22 protein-coding genes are annotated in these 22986 nt (G+C 65.9%); 11 read left to right on the forward strand and 11 right to left on the reverse strand.

The annotated features are described in order from the left end of the window. Window positions 1-11: 11 nt before the first annotated feature. From KK488_RS07965 to KK488_RS07985, 5 genes are all read left to right on the forward strand, one after another. Window positions 12-632 carry a glutathione S-transferase family protein gene (locus KK488_RS07965; RefSeq protein WP_214622611.1) on the forward strand — a complete coding sequence of 207 codons (621 nt, stop codon included), beginning with the start codon at window positions 12-14 and terminating at the stop codon, window positions 630-632. Between the two features lie 114 nt (window positions 633-746). Further along, window positions 747-1580 (forward strand): UDP-2,3-diacylglucosamine diphosphatase, encoded by an 834-nt coding sequence (locus KK488_RS07970; protein WP_214622612.1) that lies wholly within the window; start codon window positions 747-749, stop codon window positions 1578-1580. Continuing rightward, a complete protein-coding gene (locus KK488_RS07975) occupies window positions 1577-2629 on the forward strand; it encodes a glycosyltransferase family 4 protein (RefSeq protein ID WP_214622613.1) in 1053 nt (350 codons plus the stop codon). Before KK488_RS07970 ends, KK488_RS07975 begins: the two co-directional genes overlap by 4 nt. A gap of 149 nt (window positions 2630-2778) precedes the next feature. Continuing rightward, window positions 2779-3447 (forward strand): DUF1013 domain-containing protein, encoded by a 669-nt coding sequence (locus tag KK488_RS07980; RefSeq protein WP_214622658.1) that lies wholly within the window; start codon window positions 2779-2781, stop codon window positions 3445-3447. Window positions 3448-3652: 205 nt separating this feature from the next. Next, on the forward strand, window positions 3653-5338 hold the full coding sequence (locus tag KK488_RS07985; RefSeq protein ID WP_214622614.1) for a long-chain-fatty-acid--CoA ligase: 1686 nt from the start codon (window positions 3653-3655) through the stop codon (window positions 5336-5338). Between the two features lie 266 nt (window positions 5339-5604). Here the strand turns inward: KK488_RS07985 and KK488_RS07990 are convergent, their stop codons facing one another. Continuing rightward, window positions 5605-5814, reverse strand: a complete 210-nt coding sequence (locus tag KK488_RS07990; protein WP_214622615.1) for a hypothetical protein — start codon at window positions 5812-5814, stop codon at window positions 5605-5607. Window positions 5815-6021: 207 nt separating this feature from the next. On the opposite strand from KK488_RS07990, the gene KK488_RS07995 reads away from it, so the two are divergent. Then, window positions 6022-6216 (forward strand): hypothetical protein, encoded by a 195-nt coding sequence (locus tag KK488_RS07995; protein ID WP_214622659.1) that lies wholly within the window; start codon window positions 6022-6024, stop codon window positions 6214-6216. 16 nt (window positions 6217-6232) lie between these two features. Here KK488_RS07995 and KK488_RS08000 read toward each other — a convergent pair whose 3' ends face one another. Next, window positions 6233-7270, reverse strand: a complete 1038-nt coding sequence (locus tag KK488_RS08000; RefSeq protein WP_214622616.1) for a retropepsin-like aspartic protease — start codon at window positions 7268-7270, stop codon at window positions 6233-6235. 290 nt (window positions 7271-7560) lie between these two features. On the opposite strand from KK488_RS08000, the gene KK488_RS08005 reads away from it, so the two are divergent. Both KK488_RS08005 and KK488_RS08010 read left to right on the forward strand, forming a co-directional pair. After that, window positions 7561-8943: a PQQ-dependent sugar dehydrogenase gene (locus KK488_RS08005; protein WP_214622617.1), complete on the forward strand. Its 1383-nt coding sequence runs from the start codon at window positions 7561-7563 to the stop codon at window positions 8941-8943. Next, window positions 8940-9422, forward strand: coding sequence for a GNAT family N-acetyltransferase (locus KK488_RS08010; protein ID WP_214622618.1), 483 nt, complete (start codon window positions 8940-8942; stop codon window positions 9420-9422). The genes KK488_RS08005 and KK488_RS08010 overlap by 4 nt, the downstream gene beginning before the upstream one ends. Window positions 9423-10075: 653 nt before the next feature. Here the strand turns inward: KK488_RS08010 and KK488_RS08015 are convergent. After that, on the reverse strand, window positions 10076-10924 hold the full coding sequence (locus tag KK488_RS08015; RefSeq protein ID WP_214622619.1) for an ATP-binding protein: 849 nt from the start codon (window positions 10922-10924) through the stop codon (window positions 10076-10078). A gap of 87 nt (window positions 10925-11011) precedes the next feature. Here KK488_RS08015 and KK488_RS08020 point away from each other — a divergent pair, with 87 nt between their 5' ends. Continuing rightward, window positions 11012-11968 (forward strand): L-threonylcarbamoyladenylate synthase, encoded by a 957-nt coding sequence (locus KK488_RS08020; RefSeq protein ID WP_214622620.1) that lies wholly within the window; start codon window positions 11012-11014, stop codon window positions 11966-11968. Window positions 11969-12227: 259 nt separating this feature from the next. Continuing rightward, complete coding sequence (locus tag KK488_RS08025) at window positions 12228-14204, forward strand: glycosyltransferase (RefSeq protein WP_214622621.1); 1977 nt, start codon at window positions 12228-12230, stop codon at window positions 14202-14204. 27 nt (window positions 14205-14231) lie between these two features. On the opposite strand, the gene KK488_RS08030 is transcribed toward KK488_RS08025, so the two are convergent. The 6 genes from KK488_RS08030 to rimO all read right to left on the reverse strand — a co-directional run bounded on the left by KK488_RS08030 (window position 14232) and on the right by rimO (window position 19954). Next, window positions 14232-14459 carry a hypothetical protein gene (locus KK488_RS08030; RefSeq protein WP_214622622.1) on the reverse strand — a complete coding sequence of 76 codons (228 nt, stop codon included), beginning with the start codon at window positions 14457-14459 and terminating at the stop codon, window positions 14232-14234. Between the two features lie 103 nt (window positions 14460-14562). Continuing rightward, window positions 14563-15102 carry a peptide-methionine (S)-S-oxide reductase MsrA gene (gene msrA / locus KK488_RS08035; protein WP_214622623.1) on the reverse strand — a complete coding sequence of 180 codons (540 nt, stop codon included), beginning with the start codon at window positions 15100-15102 and terminating at the stop codon, window positions 14563-14565. 114 nt (window positions 15103-15216) lie between these two features. After that, entirely contained in the window at window positions 15217-16137 is a 921-nt protein-coding gene (argC, locus tag KK488_RS08040; protein ID WP_214622624.1) for an N-acetyl-gamma-glutamyl-phosphate reductase, read from the reverse strand. Then, window positions 16134-17042, reverse strand: coding sequence for a C40 family peptidase (locus tag KK488_RS08045; RefSeq protein WP_214622625.1), 909 nt, complete (start codon window positions 17040-17042; stop codon window positions 16134-16136). Before KK488_RS08045 ends, argC begins: the two co-directional genes overlap by 4 nt. Window positions 17043-17133: 91 nt before the next feature. Beyond that, window positions 17134-18525 (reverse strand): leucyl aminopeptidase family protein, encoded by a 1392-nt coding sequence (locus KK488_RS08050; protein ID WP_214622626.1) that lies wholly within the window; start codon window positions 18523-18525, stop codon window positions 17134-17136. A 61-nt stretch (window positions 18526-18586) separates the two neighbouring features. Then, the gene (gene rimO, locus KK488_RS08055) at window positions 18587-19954 is read right to left on the reverse strand and encodes a 30S ribosomal protein S12 methylthiotransferase RimO (RefSeq protein WP_214622627.1); all 1368 of its coding nucleotides are present in this window, start codon (window positions 19952-19954) and stop codon (window positions 18587-18589) included. 342 nt (window positions 19955-20296) lie between these two features. Here rimO and KK488_RS08060 point away from each other — a divergent pair, with 342 nt between their 5' ends. Continuing rightward, complete coding sequence (locus tag KK488_RS08060; protein WP_214622628.1) at window positions 20297-21523, forward strand: mandelate racemase/muconate lactonizing enzyme family protein; 1227 nt, start codon at window positions 20297-20299, stop codon at window positions 21521-21523. A gap of 227 nt (window positions 21524-21750) precedes the next feature. Here KK488_RS08060 and map read toward each other — a convergent pair whose 3' ends face one another. Together map and KK488_RS08070 are read right to left on the reverse strand one after the other, a co-directional pair. Beyond that, window positions 21751-22524, reverse strand: coding sequence for a type I methionyl aminopeptidase (gene map, locus KK488_RS08065; protein WP_214622629.1), 774 nt, complete (start codon window positions 22522-22524; stop codon window positions 21751-21753). Further along, window positions 22521-22757 carry a ParD-like family protein gene (locus KK488_RS08070; protein ID WP_214622630.1) on the reverse strand — a complete coding sequence of 79 codons (237 nt, stop codon included), beginning with the start codon at window positions 22755-22757 and terminating at the stop codon, window positions 22521-22523. The genes map and KK488_RS08070 overlap by 4 nt, the downstream gene beginning before the upstream one ends. Window positions 22758-22986 lie beyond the last annotated feature (229 nt).

Genomic DNA, 22986 nt, shown 5'->3' on the forward strand with positions numbered 1-22986 from the left:
AAGCGCGTCTCATGAGCGACGCCGTCATCCTCCACGAATATGCCCCCTCGGGTAACTGCTATAAGATCCGGCTGACGGCCGCCCTGCTCGGCATTCCGATCGAGCGGCGCAACTACGACATCCTGAAGGGCGAGACGCGCACGCCGGATTTCCTCGCCAATGTGAACGCCAATGGCCGCATTCCCGTGCTTCAGGTGGGCAACCGCTTCCTGCCGGAGAGCAATGCCGCCTGTCACTGGCTCGCGGCCGGCTCGGTGCTCATTCCGTCCGATCGCTTCGGTCAGGCCGACATGCTCCGCTGGATGTTCTGGGAGCAATATAATCACGAGCCCAATGTCGCGACCTTGCGCTTCTGGCTCGCATCGATCGGCGAGCGCGCGCTCACCGAGATGCAGCGCAGCCAGATCGCGGGCAAGCGCGCTGCCGGCGAGGCGGCGCTGACCCTGATGGCGGACGAGCTGAACCGCCGCGACTGGCTGGTCGGTGACGCGCCCAGCCTCGCCGACATCTGCCTCTTTCCCTACACGCATGTCGCCGGGGAAGGGGGCTTCGATCTGGCGCGATGGCCGTCGATCGGCCGCTGGATCGCGCGCATGGAAGCCCTGCCGGGCCACGTCCCGATGTCGGACTGACGGGACGCGAATCGGCGAAAACTGACCCAAAACCGTCATATTCCAAGCGGAATTGTCACATTCATCCGCTAGGAGCCGGCGCGAGACAAGGCTGACAGGGGTCCGCGCAAAGCCATGAATGCACTGAGCTCGCTCGTGCCGGAACGCTCCGTGAAGAACGGGCGTTCGCGGCTCCATTATCGCACCATCTGGATCAGCGACATCCACCTCGGCACCAAGGGCTGCAACGCCGAGATGCTGATCGATTTCCTCGACAGCGTCGACAGCGACATCCTCTATCTTGTCGGCGACATCGTCGACGGCTGGCAGCTCAAGAAACGCCTCTACTGGCCGACCGCGCACAACGACGTGGTCTGGCGCATCATGAAGCGCGCGCGCCGCGGTACCCGCGTCATCTATATTCCCGGCAATCATGACGAGATGTTCCGTCAGTTCACCGGCATGAGCTTCGGCGGCGTCGAGATCCGCCGCAAGAAGATCCACACCACGGTCGATGGGCGCAAGCTGCTCGTCCTGCACGGCGACGAGTTCGACGCGATCATGCTGGCGCACCGCTGGCTCGCCTTCGTCGGCGACGCGGCTTATACGGCGCTGATGGCGGTCAACCGCCGCTTCAACCAGGTCCGCCGCCTGTTCGGCCTGCCTTACTGGTCGCTCTCCAAGATGGCCAAGCACAAGGTCAAGAACGCCGTCGCCTTCATCTCCCAGTTCGAGGAGATCGTCGCCCACGAAGCCGAGCGCCGCCATGTTGACGGGGTTGTTTGCGGCCATATTCACACCGCCGAGATCCGCCAATTCGGCAGCGTCACTTACTATAATGACGGCGACTGGGTCGAAGGCTGCACGGCGCTGGTCGAGCATCATGACGGCACGATGGAAGTGCTGCACTGGGCCGATGTGATGGCCGCGCGGCACAATGCCGCGCCGGCGCTGGAGCTGGCCGCTTGAGCCAGCTCCCCGCCGAGCCGCGCCGCATTCTCATTGTCACCGACGCATGGGCGCCGCAGGTCAACGGCGTGGTGCGCACCCTCCAGTCCGTCCGCGCGCAGCTCACCGCCATGGGCCATGTCGTCGAGGTGATCGGGCCCGATCGCTTCGTCACCTTGCCGTGCCCGACCTATCCGGAGATCCGCCTCGCGATGGCGGCCCCTGGCGCCATCGGGCGGATGATCGCCGGATTCCGGCCGGATGCCATCCATCTCGCCACCGAAGGGCCCCTGTGCCTTGCCGCACGGCGCTGGTGCCTGCGCAACAATCGCCGGTTCACGACGGCCTATCACACCAATTTCCCGGATTATGTGCAGAGCCGCACCGGCCTTTCCGCCGAGTGGTTCTGGCCCTATTTCCGGTGGTTCCATGGCCCCGCCAGCGCCGTGCTGACGTCCACGCCGTCGATCCGCGCCGGCCTGCACCGCGCCGGCATCCACCAGACCCATCATTGGGGCCGCGGCGTCGATCTCTCGCTGTTCGGCCCCGATGGCCCGGCGCACCCCGCCTTTGCCGATCTACCCCGCCCGATCCTGCTCCATGTCGGCCGCGTCGCGGTCGAGAAGAATATCGAGGCGTTCCTGGCGCTCGATATGCCAGGGAGCAAGGTCGTGGTCGGCGATGGACCGGCGCGCGCCGCTCTGGAAGCCAAATATCCCGGGGCCCTGTTCCTCGGCCTGCAAACCGGCGAGCCGCTGGCGCAGGCCTATCGCGGCGCGGATCTGCTCGTCTTCCCCAGCCGCACCGATACGTTCGGCCTGGTCATGATCGAGGCGCTGGCGAGCGGCACGCCGGTCGCGGCCTATCCGGTGATGGGGCCGGTCGACGTGCTGACGCCTGCCGTCGGGGCGATGGACGAAAATCTGGTGCTGGCGGCGGCGCAGGCGCTGACGCTCGATCCCGTAGCTTGCGCGGTCTACGGCAGCCAGTTCAGCTGGCGGCGGAGCGCCGAGGAATTCCTCCAGAGCCTCCACTGGCTGTCGCAATCGCCAATCGCGCAGGCCGCCTGAACCAGCTTTTCGCTGATAATCGGACGGCAACGTCGCGGACGCTTGCTCAAAATGCATCAATCGCCTATCTGTTGGCAGGATCGAGGCCATCCCGTGAGGGGTGGCCCTGTTTATTTGCACAGAAGGATTTCGCCGTGGCCCAGCCGCTCATGCCCCATGCCACCGCCAGCTGGCTCGTTGACAACACCGCGCTCAGTTTCGAGCAGATCGCCGAGTTCTGCGGGCTGCACATTCTCGAAGTGCAGGCGATCGCCGATGACACGGCCGGCTCGAAATATACCGGTCGCGATCCTGTCCGCGCTCATGAGCTCTCCAACGAGGAGATCAAGAAGGGCGAGGCCGATCCCAACTACGCGCTCGTCATGCTGAAGGGGCCGGATCCCGTCCGTCGCACCAAGGGCCCGCGCTACACGCCGGTGTCCAAGCGCCAGGACAAGCCGGACGGCATCGCCTGGATCCTGCGCAATCATCCCGAGATTTCAGACGGCGCGATCGGCAAGCTGATCGGCACGACGCGCACGACGATCGCGGCGATCCGCGATCGGACGCACTGGAACATCAGCAACATCCAGCCCAAGGATCCGGTGACGCTCGGCCTCTGCTCGCAGCGTGAGCTGGACGCGCTGGTCGCCCGCGCCGCCAAGAAGGCGGGCATCGAGGCTCCGGTCGACAATCGCCTGGCCGGCGACCGCGAGGCGCTGATCGCCGAGCTGCGTCAGGAGCGCGACGAGAATAATCGCCGCGCCGAGGAGACAATGCGCGTCGAGGAAGCTCTGCGCGCCGAGGCCGAGGCGTTCACCAGCCAGAACCAGGGCTGAGGATTGCTCACCTGACTCGTGCTCCTGCGAAAGCAGGGGATCGGGGCGGCTAGGTCAGTCGGTTGGGTCCTAGGCTTCTGCTTTCGCAGGAGCAAGCGTTCGCAGGCCGTCCGAGTCGTTCGCCATCCACGCTTAACGAATGCCAACGCCGTAGCGTTTGCGCGAACGCATTGCCTTGACGTGCACGTTAGCCTAGCCTTTCCGCATGGAGAGCGAACACTGGGTCTGGCACGATCATTATGACCACCCGGTCGCATGGGATCAGCAGTTCGCGCCCCTGTCGCTGCCCGGCATGCTCAAGGCATCAGCCGAGGCGGGCGGCCATCGCACGCTGATCGACTTTCTAGGCCGGCGCTACAGCTATGCCGATTGCTATGCCGCCGCCCGCCGCTTCGCCTGCGGCCTGATCGATCTCGGCATCGCGCCCGGCGACCGCGTCGGCCTCTACCTGCCCAATGTTCCCCATTATATCGCCGCCTACTACGGAGCGATGATGGCCGGTGCCATCGCGGTCAATTTCTCGCCGCTCTACACTGTCGAGGAGCTGGCGCATCAGGCCGAGGACAGCGGCACCCGCCTGCTCGTCACGCTTTCTGCGAAGCCGCTGTTCGGCAATGCCCATGCCGTGCTCGACAGCAGCTGCATCGAGCGGCTGGTGGTCGGCTCGGTGGCCGAGGCGCTGCCGGCGGGCAAGGCCCTGCTCTACCGCTTGTTCAAGCGCGGCGAGGACGAGCATGTCCCGCATGATCCGCGCATCACCCGTTACGCCAGCGTCCTCTCCAATGACGGATCGAGGCCCTTGCCGCCGATCGATCCCGAGCGCGACCTTGCCTTGCTGCAATATACCGGCGGCACCACCGGCCGGCCCAAAGGCGCGATGCTGACCCATCAGAACCTAACCGCCAACGCCCGCCAGGTGAACCTGATCGATCCGCACCGCGATGCGCCGGACCGCATCGTCGGTGCGCTGCCTTTCTTCCATGTTTTCGCCAACACGGCCGTGCTCAACCGCACCGTCGCCAATGGCGGCGCCATCATCATGCTGCCGCGCTTCAACGCGCGCCAGGTGCTGGCCGCGATCCAGAAGAGCAAGGCGACCTCGCTGCCCGGCGTGCCGACGATGTTCCAGGCACTGCTCGATTGCCCCGACCTGCCGCGCACCGATTTCTCGTCGCTGCGCGTCTGCATCTCGGGCGGGGCGCCCTTGCCCATGTCACTCAAGGGCAAGTTCGAGAGCGCCACCGGCGCCCGCCTCGTCGAGGGCTATGGCCTCACCGAGAGCAGCGGCGTGATCAGCTGCAATCCTTATGAGAATCCGGGCAAGGCCGGCTCGATCGGCCAGCCCTTCCCGGGCACCCGCGTCAAGTTCCTCGATCGGGACGATCCCACCCGCCCCGCGCCGCCGGGCGAGCCGGGCGAGATCGCCGTGGCCGGCCCCCAGATCATGCGTGGTTACTGGGACAATCCCGCCGCAGATGCCGATGTCTTCATCGGCGGCTATCTGCGCACCGGGGACGTCGGGACGATCGATGCGCAGGGCTATATAACCGTCGTCGACCGCATCAAGGACATGATAGCGGTCGGCGGGTTCAAGGTTTTTCCCAGCCAGGTGGAGGAGGTGCTCTATCGCCATCCCGCCGTCCGCGAGGCACTGGTGATCGGCATTCCGGATCCATATCGCGGCGAAAGTCCCAAGGCGTTTGTCACGCTCTGGCCGGACAAGGGCAGGGAGCTGGACAACGAGGCCCTCAAGGCGTGGCTCAACCCGCAGCTCGGCAAGCATGAGCGGGTCAGCGCGGTCGAGATCCGCGAGACCTTGCCCAAAACGCTGATCGGCAAACTGTCCCGTAAGGAACTGGTCGCCGAGGAACGCGCGAAGGCAGGACTCTAGCAGGCACCGAATCGCCGGAGCGACCAGCAGTCAGGCGATACGTGCCTGCAAAACGCGATTTACTGCGCTTCGGTGCTCACGTACCGGAAGTACGCTGCGCGCCGATGCTCACAAATCACGCTTTTCGGCTACGTATCGCCTGACTGCTGGTCGCTCCGGAGCACCACACCCTCCCGGCTCATCAGTGGGGACTGGTAAGCGAGCCGGGAGGGGGGCTTAAGCGACGCGTGAAACGGGTCGCAACAAGAAGCGGTGACGTGATCGGCTCAGTGGATCGTGCCCATCACCTGATCGACGCAGAGCACGACGAGCATTCGCTCGATCTGTCGCCAGTGGCAGAAATGAATGTGGTTGCCGCGCTCGCGCGACCGATCGGCGCGCAGCGCCGCCTCGACCCCGGCATGTTCGCCGAACCGTTCGAGAAGCGCAGCAGCATCGTCATAGCTGCGCCGATCCACCAAAATTGGAAGATGCATGCCGTACCCCGTGTATCTTTGTTTTATCTACAGGTCGGCCACCCGCCGCCCGTCCTTCACCATCCAAGCCCCGTGCCAGTTTGCGCGGATGGCGGGTTTCGCCGCATCACGCTGGTGAAGAGGCTCTTGACCATTTCCCCTGGCGAGACAGCCGTCCCATCACGGCACGGCTGGCGTCCCGCACCGGGACGTGGCAAGGGCAGCGGCATGAGCGACGATCCCACGCCCCCACCGTCCCGGAAGCCCGGCAACCGCATGGCCGGCGGCGCGCCGATCGCGCTGCTGACCCTCGCCGGCACGATCATCGGCGGCTTCCTGCACCAGCCTAGCATTGGGCTGCTGATCGGGCTGGGCGTCGGCGTGCTGATCGCGATCCTGATCTGGCGGATGGGGCCGCGCTAACCTCCGGACTGCCTTCTCACTCGAGCAATTGAAGCCGGTTCGCGCGGAAGTCGATCGTGACCCGCCGCGCCTGTCGTAGCAGGTCGAGGCCCAGACGTCCGGCCTGCCAGTCGCTGTTGGCCGTGGTCGTCGCCGTGAGAATATGCGCCGGTCTCGCCCGCAGCGGTATGCCGCCCATATCGAGCGGCAGATCGGGCACGACCACCTCAGGAATCTCGCCGTTCCCGCCGAAACCACGCACCATTTTCTTGCCTGCGGTGCCCTCCTTCCGGATCTGCTCGGCGAAACGCGCGGCGAATGGCGGCCACAGGTCGGTCGTTTCCGCTCCGGTGTCGAAGACGCCGGCAAGGGCCACTCGATCGTGGAAAAAGCGGACGATGGGGTCGGCGCCGTCAAAGGCGAGCGGCGAGGATGGGCGGGTCGGATCGTGGCCGGCGCCGATCCGAAAGCTGCCGTCGCTGTCCCAGCTCATCCGCTCCAGCGCGAGCATGACCGGCAGGCCCAGAGCTCCCTGCTGCAGTGGGGCTAATGGCGCGAACAGGCTGGCATTGTCGGGAAGCACCATGAACGCGACGTTGCGGACATGCGTCTTGCCGATCCGGATGTCGGCGATCGTGATCCGCAGGCGGGATGCGGCGCCGAGCGCCCCGGCGGTCGTCGCATCGCTGTCGCGGATGGTGAGACCCATGCGTTTGGCGGCGCTTTCGCTCAGGAAGGACAAGTTCGCGTCGGAATCGAGAATCAGTTCGGCGGGATGATCATTCACTGAGACGGGCACGAACAGCTTGCGCTGGAAGATGCGATGCCGGACGATCGCGGACGCGTTTTGGACCGTGATTTGATCGGGAAGCGCTTGTAACGTCACCGCGAGCGGGTTGGTCTGGCCCGGTTCGGACGCTGCGATGTGCATCGCCGCAGCGCGATAACGCCCTTTCCGCAAATCCAGATAGCTCAGCCACCCATGCGCGTCGGCCGCCTGCTTCCCGTTCAAAAGCGGCTCCAGAAAGGAACGCGCCTTTTGCTCCTCGCCGAACGCCACCGCCGTCGCGCCCAATGCCAGGAGATCCGTCGCCTGACCTGCGATCATGCGATCATGCAGGGCGAACCAATCATGCTTTCCGTAAAGCGCGACATCTTCCTGCTGTGCAGGCACCTGTGCGAGCGCGACGCCTGAAACAGTGACGAGGAAGAGCAGCGCTGCTTTCACCCGCCGAACCTAGGGGAAGTGGCGAGGCTTGGAAAGCGTCGACGGGCGTCCGCGGCGCGTGGGAATCACTGTTTTTACATCGGAAGCGTCGCGTGCGCCCGTTGCGCCCGGACGTCAGGAGGCATAGATCAGCGCCCATGAGAAAATATATCGCCATGGCCCTCGTCGCGCTTGTCCTCGCCGCGGGCGGCCTCTTCTTCTACCTTTCCCGACCCGACATCGCGCAGCTCAGCGAGAGCGATCTCGAAGGCCGCGAGCCCAAATTCACCGCGCCGCGCAAGCAGTTCATCCCGACCGTCGGCATCGCCGACCCGGTGGGCTGGGCCGCCAATGCCGCGCCGGTCCCATCCAGGGGGCTGAAGGTCGCGCGCTTCGCCACCGGGCTCGATCATCCGCGCCAGATGCTGCTGCTGCCCAATGGCGACATTCTCGTGGCCGAGACCAACAGCCCGCCGCGCCCGCAAGGCGGGATCAAGGACTGGATCATGGCCAAGCTCATGGGCGCGGCCGGTGCCGGCGCGCCTTCGGCCAATCGCATCACGCTGCTGCGCGACGTCGATGGGGACGGCGTGGCCGAGCAGAAACATGTCCTGATCAGAGGCCTGAACTCGCCTTATGGCATGGCCCTCATCGGCGGGACGCTCTATGTCGCCAACACCGACAGCCTGCTTGCCTTCCCCTACAAGGTGGGCGACACCCAGATCACCGCCAAGCCGCGCACGATCGCCAAGTTGCCGGCCAACGCGCCCAATTATCACTGGACAAAGAGCCTGCTCGCCAGCCCGGACGGCAAGCTCTATGTCGGCATCGGCTCGAACAGCAATGTCGCGGAGGATGGCCTCGACGCCGAGGATAATCGCGCGCTCATTCTCGAGATAGACCTCAAGGCAGGCGAGTCCAATATCTACGCGAGCGGCCTGCGCAACCCGACCGATCTTGCCTGGAACCCGTGGAGCGACGGCCTGTGGGCGGTGGTTAACGAGCGCGATATGCTCGGCTCCGATCTGGTCCCCGATTATCTGACCGATGTCGAGTTCGCCGCCTTCTACGGCTGGCCATGGAATTACTGGGGCGGCTACATCGACAGCCGCGTCGAACCCCGCCGCGACGATCTGCGCGAATATACCCGCCGGCCCGCCTTCGGCCTCGGCGCCCACACCGCGCCGCTCGGCCTGATCTTCACGCCCGGCTCGACGCTCGGCGCACCCTTCGATCATGGCGCGTTCGTCGCCCTGCACGGCAGCTGGAACCGCAAGCCGCTCGCCGGCTACAAGGTCGCCTATGTCGCGTTCAGCGCGGACGGCACGGCGCAGGGCAAGCCGGTCGATCTGCTCACCGGCTTCCTCAACGACAAGGGTCAGGCCCAGGGCCGCCCGGTCGACGTCGTTATCGCGAAGGATGGCGCCGTTCTTGTCAGCGATGATGTCGGCGGCATCGTCTGGCGCATTACCAATCCGAGCACGCCCAAGCCCGCAGCGGGGCCAGCCCCTGCCAAGCCGTCAGGCAACCCGGCCGCATGAGTGTCCGCCTGCAGCCGGCGACCGATGCGCATCTCGCATGGCTGCTTGATGAAGGCGAGGCACCGGACGATTTCGGCCTGCCCGATGGCGGTGTCGCACCGCCCGACGTGCTGGAGATCGTGCGCGGCATGACCGCCGCTTTGCATCGCGCTGGCTGCGGCGCCTCGTGGCTGATCCTCGACGGCTCGCTGCTCGTCGGCCTCACCTCGTTCAAGGAGCCGCCCGACGCGACGGGCAGCGCCGAGATCGGCTATGGCATCGCCCCCGCCTGCCAGCGGCAAGGCTATGCGCGCGCGGCGGTTAGCCAGCTGATCGAGGAGGTGATCTCCAGAGGGCTGGCGACCTCCCTGCGCGCCGATACCTCGGTCGACAATATCGCCTCTCAGGCCGTGCTCGAACGCAACGGCTTCGCCCGCACCGGCACCCGCTATGATGACGAGGATGGCGATCTCATCTGCTGGTCGCGGGCGTTGGGCTAGGGGCCGTTTGGCGCAGCCTGCCGCGCGCCGTTCCCGTTCGTGTCGAGGCCTGAACTCATAAAAAGGGGTGCCCGACCGACCGCTTTCAGGAGTCCGAGCGCGCGGCCTGAGCCACTGAAAGGTCGTGGTTAGTGGCCATTAGCCCCTCCTCTTCAGAGGAGGGGCTAGTGACGGCGATGGCGTCGTATCCTGACAGGCCGCTATCGGGACACGCCACGAGTATAGCGGACGGCATGAATTGGCGTGAAAGCGGCCCCTTTGCTCCACCGCACCCCGTCATTCCCGCGCACGCGGGGATCCAGTTCCACGCTGCCGCTGAGTCGCAGGGTCATAGCTGGATTCCCGCATGCGCCGCAATGAGGGATAAGGCGTCGTGGCCCAACAGCCCGCGTCGCCAGCCTGTGATCTGAACGGACAGCTCGGGCGCGCGCCGCCGCCTGTCCTACGCGCGCCCTCTCATGATATGATCATCGCGCGCCGAATGGTGCCGCTCTTTGACCTCGTGAGAGCCATTCCCGAAAAATCATGCTCCTTATCACCTCACCCGAAACTTCTCAAAAAAACACATGCGCCATATGCATGATGTTCGAGAAGTTTCGATAATTAAGTTTTTGTTTATTAGCAATTATCTCAATCTTAACGAGTGAAGAAGTTTACACCTGCGCGTCACTTTCCAGCGTCCGTCCGGCCCGCCCGGCCAGTTCCACGACATATTGCCAGGCTACGCGGCCCGATCGGCTGCCTCGCTGGGTCGCCCACTGGATCGCCGCCAGCGGATCGAACTCAAGCCCGAGACGGGCTGCATAGGTTGCGAGGATCGCGACATAGGCGTCCTGATCGAGCGCATGGAAACCGAGCGACAGGCCGAACCGGTCGGAGAGGGCCAGCCGGTCGTCGATGACGTCGCGCGGGTTGATCGGATCGTCCTGCTCGCCCATCGAGCGGGGCACGATGTGGCGGCGGTTGGACGTCGCATAGACGCGCACATGGCTGCCGCGCGCGCCCGCGCCGCCCTGCAGCAGCGATCGCAGCGCGCGGGCATCGGCGCCGAAATCGCCGTCGAAGCCGAGATCGTCGATGTAGAGGATGATCGGCCGGCTGGTCGCGCGCAGCAGCGAGAACAAGGCGGCGAGGCTGCGCAGATCGTCGGTTGCGATTTCGATCATGGCGAGCGGCAGGCCTTCCTTCTGGACCTGGCCGACGCAGGCCGACACCGTTGCCGACTTGCCCGTTCCGCGTGCGCCCCACAGCAGGATGTCGTGTGCGGCATGGCCCCTTGCGAGCCGCCGGCAATTCTCCAGACAGGCCTGCTTTTGCGCGTCGATGCCGGTCAGCAGCGCGAAATCAACGGGTTGGAAGGCTTCGATCGGGCTGATGGTCTTGCCATCCCAGCGATAGGCCGGATGCGCCTCAAGGTCCGCCGGGGCCGGGGCGGGTGGGGCCAGCCGCTCCAGCGCGGCGGCGATGCGCGCCAGCATCTCGTCTTTGGTGTCGCTCGTCATGGCGCGTGTCTCTAGGCGAAGAGCGCCACTGCGCAAAGCCGCTTTCCGGGCTTCATCCTGTCACAAAGCACCGCTATATGCGCGACGATGCCGAACCGCGCCTGGACCGTCGACACGCAAATTCGCGCCTATGACAGCGCGTCTCTGGCCGAGGCAGCGGCGCTGATCCGCGCGGGCGAGCCCGTCGCCGTCCCTACCGAGACGGTCTACGGCCTGGCGGCCGACGCCACCAGCGAAATGGCGGTGGCTCGCATCTATGCCGCCAAGGGACGTCCCAGCTTCAATCCGCTCATCGTGCACGTCAGCGATGTCGACATGGCGCGACGGCTCGTGGCTTTCTCCCCCGCGGCGGAGGCGCTTGCCCGAGCCTTTTGGCCCGGCGCGCTCACGATGGTGCTGCCGCGCCTGCCCGACTGTCCGGTGGCCGAACTCGCCAGCGCGGGCCTGCTGACGCTCGCCGTCCGCCTGCCTTCGCATCCGGCGATGCGCGCGCTGATCGCGGCCGCCGGCGTGCCGCTCGCCGCGCCATCGGCCAATCGCTCGGGCGGGATCAGTCCGACCCGCGCCGCCCATGTCCTGGCGAGCCTGGGTGGACGCATTCCCTTCATCCTCGACGCGGGGCCGGCAAGCGATGGCCTTGAATCGACGATCGTTCGTCCGGGCGACGGATCGGTGACGCTGCTTCGTCCCGGCCCGGTGACTCCGGAAGCGATCGAGGGGCGCACCGGCCTTGCGGTGCTCGATCCATCGCAAGGCGAAGGTATCACTGCGCCAGGCCAGCTTGAGAGCCACTATGCGCCTACCAAGCCGGTGACGCTCGACCGCGCCGAGGCTGTGGAAGGCCAGTTTCACATCGGCTTCGGCCCCGGCGCCTGTCAGCGCAATCTCAGCCCCTCCGGCGATCTCGTCGAGGCGGCAGCCAATCTCTTCGCGACCTTGCACGAGGCCGATGCAAGCGGTTTTTCCGGGATTACGATCGCTCCGATTCCCCATCGTGGTCTTGGCCTCGCGATCAACGACAGGCTCCGCCGCGCCGCAGCATAGCCGCCATCCCCGCCCGTCCGCCGCAACTTCGGCACGATCAGACGCGCAGCGCAGGATTTTACAATCTGCGGACGCAACCCTTTCTGATTGCTGGAATTTCAATCCGCAGGCGGGAGAGTTCCATGCGAAGCTGTTGATGCACGGCTCGTCGCTCCGGGGTTTGCGAGCGCCGCCTGAACGATAGGGCCTGTTTCATCGGGTTGCGCTCCGCAGCAGTCAAAGTATTGCGCGGAGCTGACAATAAAAAGGACGTCGCATTTTGTTACCCTCCAGAGCCGAACTCGATTCTTCGCTGGTCTTCATTGCCTTTCTTGCCCTTTTTGCCGCGCTTCTGACGCTGCGGGCGGTCGCCGCGCCGCACCGGCTGACGCGCCCGGTGGCGCAGGAAGGGATCGAGCTGATCGGATCGTGCGTCGCGGCCTTGCTCGCGACGGTGCTGGCGACGACCGAGCTGCTGCCCGTCCTGCCGATCTTCCTGTTCTGCATGAACGCGGCGGCCGCGACGCGCTATCTCGTGCATCGTCTCAGCATGCCGGGCATCCTCTCGCTCACCTGCATCGGCGCCGGTTTTCTCGTCGGCACCGCGTGGAGCATCCAGTTCATTCTGGAAGCGGGGCTTCCAACCGGGCTCGAAGTCTCGGCTCTGATCGGCTTCGGCCTCGCCGTCCCTTTCATGCTTGTCACCCAGATCGCGACCTTCGCGCGCGAAGCTGTGTTGACGCACGAGCGCTGGCGCCTGCCTTTCGCCGCGCCTGCTGCGCCGGTCTTGGAAAAGCCCTTCAAGGTCTCGCTGCAACTCCCTTGCTATGCTGAGCCGCCCGAGGTGGTCATGGAGACGATGAACCGGCTCGCCGCACTGGACTATGCCGATTACGAAGTGCTCGTTTGTGACAACAACACCAAGGACGAAGCGCTCTGGCGGCCGCTGGAGGCGCATTGCGCCGCACTCAATCGGCGCCTGGGTGTCGAGCGGTTCCGTTTCTTCCACGTCGCCCCGCTGCCGGGCGCCAAGGCCGGCGCGCTCAACTGGCTGATGGACAAGATGGATCCTACGGCGGACCTGATCGGCGTCGTCGATGCCGATTACTTCGCGAAATGCGATTTCCTCTCGCGCCTCGCGCCTTTCTTCGCCGATCCGCAGATCGGCTATATCCAGACGCCGCACGATTACCGCGGCTATCAGGCCAATAGCTATCTCACCGCCGCCTATTGGGAATATATGCCCTGCAACAAGGCGGATTATCCAGGCATCAGCGAATATGGCGGCGCCTTCACGATCGGGACGATGTGCCTGATACGCACCGAGGCGCTGCGCAAGGCGGGCGGCTGGGCGGAATGGTGCCTGACCGAGGACAGCGAAGTCTCGGTGCGCATTCGCGCCGCCGGCTATCGTGGCTATTATTTCGGCGAAACGTTCGGTCGCGGCCTCATCCCCGAGACATTCGACGACTATAAGAAGCAGCGGTTCAGGTGGACGGCGGGCCCGGTGCAGCAGCTTCGGCGGCACTGGCGGCTGTTCCTGCCCACACCGCTGGCTCCCCGCCTGCCGGGCTGGACGAAGCTGCTCGAAGTGACGCGCTGCCTCGCGCCGCTGCAGATGCTGGCCGGGCTCGCCATGGCGATCGCCGGCATGGTCGCGATGGTCGTCGCGCTCGCAACGGGCTCGATGGAGCCGATCGACATTCCCTCGATCGTTCCATTGCTGATGCTGATCGGCGGCGCGACCTGGTGGCTGCGCACCGTGCACCGCTATCGCCTCGCCGGCTGCACCGACATGGAAGATATGATCCGGGGCGAGATCGCCCGCGCGTCGCTCACCTATGTGATCTTGGTGGCCGGCCTCGCCGGCCTGTCGAAGCGCCCGCTCGCCTGGCGCCGCACACCCAAGTTCGCGGATCAGGCTGCGGAGCCGTCGCCCTTTGCATCGACCAAGCCTGAGACGGTTGCAGGCGGCATCTGCCTGCTGATCGGGGTGGCGCTGCTGATGTCGGGCGGGCTTCTGGGCAGCGGTGCGGCGCTGCTGGCGTTCATCGGTTTCGCGAGCCTCGGCGTCCAGTTCCTCTGCGCGCCGCTGATGGCGGCGATGGCGATCCGGCGCTCGAGCCCGGTCCGTATGCCTGTCCGCCGTCCCGTGCCCCCGCGCGTGGCGCAAGCCCATCAAGCGGCGCCGGTCATGTCCATGCAGCCCCTACCGCGCCATGCCGAGCCGGCAATGGCGAGCCAGAGCGTGCACTGATCAGCGCTGGAACGACCGACGCGGCGCTCAGTCCTTGGTGCAATAATATTCGTCGTAGCGCTCTTGGCATTTCCTGCGTAGCACCCGGCCGCGATTGCGGTCGGCTTCGTCGCCACTCACCGTCGCCCAGTCGGCTGCCTTGGAGGCGACTTTGACCGGCGCGGTGGCCACATGATAGGCCGTGCGAGCAACGCAGCCGGGCAGCGGGAACACCGCGGCGCACAGGGCGATCGTGACGATGGGTTTCATGTTCATGCGACGGCCTCCTAGAACGAGGTCGTTCTATGCACAAATCATGGCCGAGATATGAACGATGCGACGATGTGGTGCCGAGCAAAGACCCGACGCCACGATAACCTCAGACCGCCGCCCGCAACCGCTCGGCGAAACCCTTGCGCAGCTTCTGCAGCTTGGGGGGGATCACCGCCATGCAATAGGGGTTCCGCGTGCCGACGCGATCCCAATATTTCTTGTGATAATCCTCGGCCGGATACCAGACGGCGAGTGGCTCGATCGCAGTGACGATCGGGTCGGCCCAGTCTGCCTGCGCTCGGGCGATAGCCGCGATCGCCTCGGCGCGCTGCTCCTCGTCGTGCGGGAAAATGGCCGAGCGATACTGGGTGCCGACGTCATTTCCCTGACGGTTGAGCGTCGTCGGATCGTGCGTGGCGAAGAAGATGTCGAGCAGGTCGGCATAGCCGATCACGGCGGGATCATAGGTAATGCGAATCGCCTCGGCATGGCCCGTCTGTCCGGTGCAGACTTCCTCATAGGTCGGGTTGGCCTTCGTCCCGCCGATATAGCCGCTCTCCACGGTCTTGACGCCTTCAAGGCTTTGATAGACGGCTTCGGTGCACCAGAAACAGCCACCGGCCAGCGTCGCGATCGCGCTGCTCATGCGGGACTCCTTTCAAGAAGAGGTTGGCCACAGAGATAAGGCGTTTGAGGAGAAGCGCAATGATCCGCCAGCCAGCCGTTCATCATAACAACCGAGAGTTTTCGAACCGGGGCGTTAAAGCCGCAACCCCGTCGTTTCCGGGAGGTCGGTCATCAGATTGAGACTTTGCACCGCCGCGCCGGACGCGCCTTTGCCGAGATTGTCCAGCGCCGCGACGAGGCGGATCTGATCGCTCGCCGGATCGGCGAAGACAAAGAGGCGCATGCTGTCCTGGCCGCTCAGCATCTCAACGGGCAAGGTCGCCGGCTCGTAATCCTGCGCCACCGAAATGATCGGCGATCCGGCATAATGATCCGCAAGTGCGGTGCGCATCTGGTCCGCGGAGCCGTTCGTCATCTCGCGGAACAGCGGAACCTCGCACACCATGCCGGAATAGAGTGGCACCACGGCCGGCGCGAACAGCGGACGCCTGGTCAGGCCGCAGCGCGCCTGCATCTCCGGCACATGCTTGTGCGCGAGGCCGAGGGCATAGGTCCGCCAGGCCGAGGGAGCGCCGTCCGCGCTCTCATATTCCGCGATCATCGACTTGCCGCCGCCCGAATAGCCCGAGACGGCGTTGCAACTCAGCGCGGCATCGGCGGGAATCAGGCCCGCCGCGACCAGAGGCGCCACCAGGGCGATGAAGCCGGTCGAGTAGCAGCCCGGATTGCTGACGAAGCGGGCCTTGGCGACCGCCTCGCGTCCGCTGATCTCCGGCAGGCCATAGATCCAGCCCGGCGCGGTGCGGTGCGCGGTCGACGCGTCGATCACGCGTGTCGTCCCGTTAGCGATCATCGCCACCGATTGCCGCGCTGCCTCGTCGGGCAGGCAGAGGATGACGATGTCGGCGGCGTTGATCGCGCCGGCCCGTGCGGCATCATCCTTCCGGGCCTCGTCGCCGAGCGTGATGAGGTCGAATTCGTCGCGGCCGCTCAGCCGATCCCGGATCTGGATACCGGTCGTGCCTGCCGCGCCATCAATGAAAATCCTGGTCATTGCGAAATCCTGCGCCGGCCTGTCACCGGCTGATCGTGCTCGTCCTGGAGCCGCGCGATAACATCGCTCAGCGGCTCGATCGTGACGGCCATCCAGTGGGCATTGGCGTGGATCAGTTTCTCGCTGTCCATCATCAGCCCGACATGGCCGGGGAAGAAGATGATGTCTCCTCGTCGGAGTTCCGCATCGTCGGGCAGCGGCTCACCGAGCTGCTGCGCCTGCTGATCGGTGTCGCGCGGCGCGGCGATGCCGCAGGCGGCCAGCGCCGTCTGGACAAGGCCGGAGCAATCCATGCCGAGGCCACCGCGTCCACCCCAGACATAGGGCTCACCGACCGACCGCTGCGCGACGGCTACCCAGTCGGTTTCATAGGTGTCGATCGTGGCCAGGTGACGGACGTGGACATAGCCACCGTTCGGCGGCTCCTCGCCTGTCACGAGAAAGAAGTCTTCCATCGTGCCCGCCAGCCGCGCACCGGGTGGCAGGATCGTCTTGACCGGCGACTTGATGTCGGCCCGGGTGAAGACCGGCGCCCGCGCCCGCGCCACATAAGCGGCGTCGATCGGCTCGCCGAGCGCGTCCACCGGCACATAGCCGACATAATGATCATGCCCGCAATAGCCCCATGCCCAGCCAGCCCGCGCATCGAGCATGAAGAAGACTTCACCGTGCAGCAGCTCGGTGACGGCGCTCGCGGTCTCATCCGGGACAGCACGCAGCATCACCGACGGTGCCGCACAGGCATGGGCCACCGGCGAGGCATAATGCGGCGCGAAATAATATTCGGCGAGTGCGACATCGGCGAGATCCGCCCTGATGGCCCGCACGCGCGCGTCATAGCTGCGGGAAATCCCGTCGAGCTTCACCCGCTTGCGCTGCGGAGAGGATACCGCTGACCCGTGCATCGGCGCGCAGTGCGCCAAAAGGGGTTGACCGGTCAAGGGTGGGGGCCGTTCGCAGCCTGTTGCGGCCTTTGGCGGTATGATGGCGCCTGCCTCAGCGCCCATAACGGCCCTGCAGCATAGCGAAGGTAGCGCGTAGGCCCAGGGCGTCGCCGCCCTTGGGTCGGCCGGGCTTGGCTGTGGGGCGCCAGGCGAAGGTGTCGAAATGCGCCCACAATGTCTTGTCCGGGATGAACCGCTGGAGGAACAGCGCGGCAGTGGTCGCACCGGCGTAGCCGCTCTCACCGGCATTGTTGAGATCGGCGATGTCGCTCTTGAAGAGGTCGTTGTAGGGCTCCCAGAGTGGCAGGCGCCACATAGGGTCATCGACCCTGGTGCCGCATGCGGCGAGCTCTGCGGCCAGCGCGTCATCATTGGCAAAGAGGGCCGGCAGGTCCGGCCCGAGCGCGACCCGGGCGGCGCCGGTGAGCGTCGCGAAATCGATGATCAGCTCCGGCTCGTCCTCACCCGCCCTTGTCAGTGCATCGCCCAGGATGAGGCGACCCTCGGCATCAGTATTGCCGATCTCGACCGTCAGCCCCTTGCGGCTGCGCAGCACGTCGCCGGGGCGGAAGGCATTGCCGCTGATCGCATTCTCGGCGATCGGCAGCAGCAGGTGGAGCCGCACCGGCAGGTTGGCGTTCATGATCAGGTCGGCCAGTGCCAGCGCATGCGCCGCGCCGCCCATATCCTTCTTCATCAGCCGCATGGCGCTGCTCGGCTTGATGTCGAGCCCGCCGGTGTCGAAGGTCACGCCCTTGCCGACCACGGCAATGCGCGGGGCGTCCTCGCGGCCCCAGATCAGCTCGATCAGACGCGGCTGGCAGCTGCGATCGGCCGCGCGGCCGACAGCGTGGATCATGGGGAAGCCCGCTTCCAGTGCATCGCCGCGGATCACGCTCATCGCCGCGCCATGGCGATTGGCGACGACCTGAGCCTGTGCCTCGATCTGGTCCGGTCCCATGTCGGCAGTGGGCACATTGACCATGTCGCGCACCAGCGCCGTCGCACGCGCCTGAGCCGCCGCGCCGTCGATCGCGCCCGGCTGGGCGGTCAGCAGTACGCGCGCGCCCTTGCCGGCCTTCTTCTCCTTGTAACGGTCGAAGCGATATTGCGCGGTCATCCAGCCTAGGATTGCCGGACCCGGCTCGCCGCTCGCCAGCTTGTAGCTGCCCTCGGGCAACACATCGGCAAGCTTCGCGAGACACCAGCTCGACAGGGCATCGGTGTCCGCCACTGCTGCGACGACCGCCCAGTCCTCCGGCTGCTCGCCGGGCAGAATCGCATGCGCGAACGCGCTGGCCTTGAAGCCCTGCGCCAGCAGCGCCGCGCGGTGGCGGTCCGGCTGCGCGTTCAGCCAGTCGTCATGGCTCCTGGCATCGACGAGATGGATGAGATGGGCGGCCTGGCCCGTATCCGGGCGCACGAGATCGGCTGGGTCCGTCATATTCACGACCTAGTGAGCCGGCGAGCGCTCGGCAAGCGGCCACGGGCTCGCAGCGGGCGCATCAGGCCGGCACGCCGAACAGGTCGTGCTCGTCGGCATCCTCGATTACCGCGTCGATGATCGCGCCGGCCGCAAGACCTGGGTCGACATCGCGGAGGAACACATTGCCGTCGATCTCCGGCGCGTCGGCCTGCGAGCGCGCGGTGGCGCCGACGCTGCCATCCTCGTCCGGCTCGCCGATCTCGTCGATGATAACGGGCATGGTCCGGCCGATCTTAGCTGCAAGCTTCGCTGCGGAGATTTCCGCGCATTTCTGCATGATGCGCTGGTAGCGCTCTTCCTTGACCTCCGCCGGCACATGGTCCGGCAGGGCATTGGCCTGCGCTCCCTCGACCGGCTCGAAGCGGAAGGCGCCGACGCGGTCGAGCTGCGCTTCATCCAGCCAGTCGAGCAGATACTGGAAGTCCGCCTCGGTCTCACCGGGAAAGCCGACGACGAAGCTGGAGCGCACCGTGATGTCCGGGCAGATGCTGCGCCATTGCTGCAGCCGTTCGAGCACCTTGGCCTCGTTGGCGGGGCGCTTCATGGCGCGCAGCACGTTGGGCGCGGCATGCTGGAACGGGATGTCGAGATAGGGCGTCAGCAGTCCTTCGGCCATCAGGGGAATCACTGCGTCGACATGCGGATAGGGATAGACATAGTGCAGGCGCACCCATGGGGTCTCGCCCTGTGGCGTCCTGAGGCGACCGAGCGCGCGGGCGAGATCGGTCATGTGGGTGCGGACCGGCTCGCCCTGCCACATGCGCTCTTCGTGGCGGACGTCGACGCCATAGGCCGACGTGTCCTGGCTGATAATCAGCAGCTCCTTCGTGCCGGCTGCGACCAGCTTCTCCGCCTCGCGCAGCACCGCGTCGATCCGCCGGCTGGCGAGCTTCCCGCGCAGTGAGGGGATGATACAGAAGGCGCAGCTGTGGTTGCAGCCCTCGCTGATCTTCACATAGCCATAATGGCGCGGGGTCAGCTTGAGGCCGCCTTCGGGGACGAGATCGACGAACGCATTGGGAACGGGCGGCGCGGCCTCGTGGACCGCATTCACCACATCCTCATATTGATGCGCGCCCGTGATGGCGAGCACCTGCGGGAAGCGCGCGCGGATCAGCTCGGCCTCGTTGCCCATGCAGCCGGTGACGATGACGCGGCCATTCTCGGCGATTGCCTCGCCGATCGCCTCCAGGCTCTCCTCCTTGGCGCTGTCGAGGAAACCGCAGGTGTTGACCAGCACGACGTCCGCGCCCTCATAATCGGGCGAGAGCGCATAGCCGTCGCTGCGCAGCTTGGTCAGGATGCGCTCGCTGTCGACCAGCGCCTTGGGACAGCCAAGCGAGACCATGCCCACCTTGGGGGCGTCGGGGAATTTCAATGATGCCATGATTGCGCGCGCATATAGGCGGGCCGGGGGCAAAAAACCAGTCGCTGGTCTTCGCGGCGATGCGAGAGGTCGCGTCCGCCCGCCAGGGCCACGCATTTCCGCCGAAGGTCACGATGGTCACGGGGTGAATCAAATTTCTTCCGCGGGTCTCCGGCGGGGCGGAGGAGCAGGGCAATGGATCGGGTCGCGGGCTGCGTCATGGCGTGCGCTCGATGCCACGAACGGGTTGCTGTAGGACAGCGGATTCATCGTCGTGAACGCATGGCCGAGTGCGGGCTGTTGGCTTTCGAGCCCATGCGGCTAGTCTTCGCGCGGCGACGTTGACCAGCCGGGGAGAGAGAGATGCGCATCACCAAGATCGAGCTGCTTCATGCCGATGGCGGCTGGCGCACCATCTCCTTCCTCAAGCTGTCGACCGACGAGGGGCTGACCGGCTGGTCGGAGTATAACGAGACGGTCTGGAACCCGGGCCTGACGCCGGTGGTGCAGGCCATCTCGGCGGCGGCCATCGGGCGCGATCCGCGAGCGTTCGCGTCGATCGCGGCGGTCCTTCACGCCTCGCTCAAGCTGACGCCGGGCGGGCTCGGCTGTCAGGCGGTCGCGGCGGTCGAGAATGCCTGCATCGACGTGGCGGCCAAGGCGGCGGGAGTGCCCGCCTATCGGCTGCTTGGCGGACCTGTGCGCGCGCGCATCCCGGTCTATTGGTCGCATGCCGGCCTGTTCCGCGCGACGATCCCGGACGCGTTCGAGCGGGATGCCGGATCGCCGCCGGTGCGCGGGCCGGAGGACTACAAGGCGCTCGGCGCCGAGATCCGCGCGAAGGGCTTCACGGCGCTCAAGACCAATCCGGTGATCTTCGGCGGCCCTGATGGGCGTAGGGGTGGCACGATGGCCAATACCGGCATCCGCGCCACGCCGGATCTCGATCTGGCCGGGGCCGGACGGGGCTATCCGCTCGCCGGCCTGATCGACCAGCTCGAGGCGTTGCGCGACGGGGCGGGGCCGGACATGGAGATCATGCTCGACCTCAACTTCTCGCTGCGCGGGGAGGGCATGCGGCGGGTGGCCGGCGCGCTCGATCATCTGGGCCTGGCCTGGATGGAGATCGACACCGACGTACCGGCGGCGCTGGCCGATGTGCGCGGCGGGCTGATGACGCCGGTCGCTTCGCTGGAGTCGCTCCACGGCATGGCGCAATATCGCCCCTGGCTGGAGCAGCGCGCCTGCGACGTCGTGCTGATCGACCCGATGTGGAACGGCGTCTATTCGGCGCTGCGCATCGCGGCGCTCGCCGATGCCTTCGGCTTCAACGTCGCGGTCCACAACTGCTACGGGCGCCTCGGCGACCGGCAGGCGGCTGCCTTCGCCGCACTCGCGCCCAATCTGCGCATCATGGAGATGGAGCCGGACGATGTGCGCTGGCATGCCGATCTGGTCGATGCGCCGCTCGCGCTGGAGGACAGCGCGCTGCTCCTCGACGAGCGGATCGGCTGGGGCTGCGATCCGGACGAGGTGGCGATCCGCGCGCATCCGCCCCGGCCCGATCCCACGCGGCCCTGGCTCGCCTGAGCGGCGCTTGGCGGCCATCGTTGATCGAGCGCGTCGATCAAGGCGCGCCATTTCTTGCGAAGGTCACGAAAGTCACGGGGTAACAGAAATTCCCGATTTTTCGGAAATGGCGGAAAACCGGGTTTTCTTCGCGAGCCTTTGCGCGCCTGACCGGGAACATCGATTTATCGCGCTGAGAAAGAGCCGCGCAAGTTCTGGCATGTGACGGGGCTTGTAGGACAGCGCTTTCAGGTGCGCGGCGGCGGGGTCTCTTCCGGGCGCAGGGTGAGGACGCGGACGCCGCTGCGGGTCACCGCCACGGTATGCTCGAACTGCGCGGAGAGCTTGCCGTCCAGCGTGACCACGGTCCAGCCGTCGTCCTGCGTGCGCACCAGCCGGCGGCCCTGGTTCAGCATCGGCTCGATCGTGAAGACCATGCCCTCCTTGAGCGTCAGGCCGGTTCCGGGCTTGCCGAAATGGAGGATCTGCGGCTCCTCGTGCATCTCGCGGCCGATGCCGTGCCCGCAATAGTCGCGCACGATCGAATAGCCGGCCCGCTTGGCGTGGCGCTCGATGGCATGGCCGATGTCGCCGAGCCGGGCGCCGGGGCGCACCGCCTGGATGCCCTTCCACATCGCCTCGTAGGTCGTGCGGACGAGCCGCCGCGCCGCCGGGGCCACTTCGCCGACCAGATAGGTCTTGCTGGAATCGGCGATATAGCCGTTCTTTTCCAGAGTGATGTCGAGATTGACGATGTCGCCGTCCCGCAGCACCTCCTGCGTGGAGGGGACGCCGTGGCACACCACCTCGTTGCGCGAGCAGTTGAGCACGAAGCCATAGCCATATTGGCCCTTGCTGGCGGGACGCGCGCCGAGCCGATCGACGATCATTTCCTCGACGAGATCGTTGATCGCCATCGTCGTGCGGCCGGCGAGCGTCTCACTGTCGAGATGCGTGAAGACGGACGCGAGCAGCCGGCCGGATTCGGCCATCAGCGCGACTTCGTCGGGTGACTTGATCATTCGACGGCGACATCCCCGCTCGCACCTATCCCGGCGCCGGCATCGGCGGGATCGACGCCGGCCTCCCGCAGCTCGCGCACGATGATCTGCTGGAAGGTGAGCTGTGGGTTCAGCTCGCAGAGCATGCCGATCCTGATCCAGTAAGCAGCCTGTGCGTTGATCGACCGATAGGAGGCCTTGCTGGCCTTGCGGAGCTGCTCGTGCAGCTCATCCTCGATGTTGACGATACCCATGCATGACCTCGATATATGATTCGTATATGGATCGTATATCGAGGTGGGATCGGGAGGGCAAGATGGCCACCTCTTCCGCCGTCATTCCCGCGAACGCGGTGACCTGCTCCCCTGAAATGTCCTCGGATTGAGGTTAGCCTGTTCCTTGAAGAGGAGGACAGGCAGTGAAGCGATCGAGGTTCAGTGAAGAGCAGATCATCGGGATCTTGAAGGAGCACGCGGCCGGCCT

Source organism: Sphingobium nicotianae, from assembly GCF_018603885.1.
In the GTDB taxonomy this organism is placed as follows: domain Bacteria; phylum Pseudomonadota; class Alphaproteobacteria; order Sphingomonadales; family Sphingomonadaceae; genus Sphingobium; species Sphingobium nicotianae.

Excerpts from the sequence above, each read along its gene's own strand:
- KK488_RS07990 (WP_214622615.1), bottom strand. The coding sequence starts at position 5,814 with ATGCATCTTCCAATTTTGGTGGATCGGCGCAGCTATGACGATGCTGCT.
- KK488_RS08020 (WP_214622620.1), top strand. The coding sequence starts at position 11,012 with ATGCCGAACCGCGCCTGGACCGTCGACACGCAAATTCGCGCCTATGAC.
- rimO (WP_214622627.1), bottom strand. The coding sequence starts at position 19,954 with ATGGCATCATTGAAATTCCCCGACGCCCCCAAGGTGGGCATGGTCTCG.
- KK488_RS07995 (WP_214622659.1), top strand. The coding sequence starts at position 6,022 with ATGAGCGACGATCCCACGCCCCCACCGTCCCGGAAGCCCGGCAACCGC.
- KK488_RS08050 (WP_214622626.1), bottom strand. The coding sequence starts at position 18,525 with ATGACGGACCCAGCCGATCTCGTGCGCCCGGATACGGGCCAGGCCGCC.
- KK488_RS07965 (WP_214622611.1), top strand. The coding sequence starts at position 12 with ATGAGCGACGCCGTCATCCTCCACGAATATGCCCCCTCGGGTAACTGC.
- KK488_RS07970 (WP_214622612.1), top strand. The coding sequence starts at position 747 with ATGAATGCACTGAGCTCGCTCGTGCCGGAACGCTCCGTGAAGAACGGG.
- KK488_RS08045 (WP_214622625.1), bottom strand. The coding sequence starts at position 17,042 with ATGCACGGGTCAGCGGTATCCTCTCCGCAGCGCAAGCGGGTGAAGCTC.
- KK488_RS08010 (WP_214622618.1), top strand. The coding sequence starts at position 8,940 with ATGAGTGTCCGCCTGCAGCCGGCGACCGATGCGCATCTCGCATGGCTG.
- KK488_RS08030 (WP_214622622.1), bottom strand. The coding sequence starts at position 14,459 with ATGAACATGAAACCCATCGTCACGATCGCCCTGTGCGCCGCGGTGTTC.
- KK488_RS08015 (WP_214622619.1), bottom strand. The coding sequence starts at position 10,924 with ATGACGAGCGACACCAAAGACGAGATGCTGGCGCGCATCGCCGCCGCG.
- KK488_RS08005 (WP_214622617.1), top strand. The coding sequence starts at position 7,561 with ATGAGAAAATATATCGCCATGGCCCTCGTCGCGCTTGTCCTCGCCGCG.
- KK488_RS07980 (WP_214622658.1), top strand. The coding sequence starts at position 2,779 with ATGCCCCATGCCACCGCCAGCTGGCTCGTTGACAACACCGCGCTCAGT.
- KK488_RS07985 (WP_214622614.1), top strand. The coding sequence starts at position 3,653 with ATGGAGAGCGAACACTGGGTCTGGCACGATCATTATGACCACCCGGTC.
- KK488_RS08070 (WP_214622630.1), bottom strand. The coding sequence starts at position 22,757 with ATGGGTATCGTCAACATCGAGGATGAGCTGCACGAGCAGCTCCGCAAG.
- msrA (WP_214622623.1), bottom strand. The coding sequence starts at position 15,102 with ATGAGCAGCGCGATCGCGACGCTGGCCGGTGGCTGTTTCTGGTGCACC.
- argC (WP_214622624.1), bottom strand. The coding sequence starts at position 16,137 with ATGACCAGGATTTTCATTGATGGCGCGGCAGGCACGACCGGTATCCAG.
- KK488_RS08060 (WP_214622628.1), top strand. The coding sequence starts at position 20,297 with ATGCGCATCACCAAGATCGAGCTGCTTCATGCCGATGGCGGCTGGCGC.
- map (WP_214622629.1), bottom strand. The coding sequence starts at position 22,524 with ATGATCAAGTCACCCGACGAAGTCGCGCTGATGGCCGAATCCGGCCGG.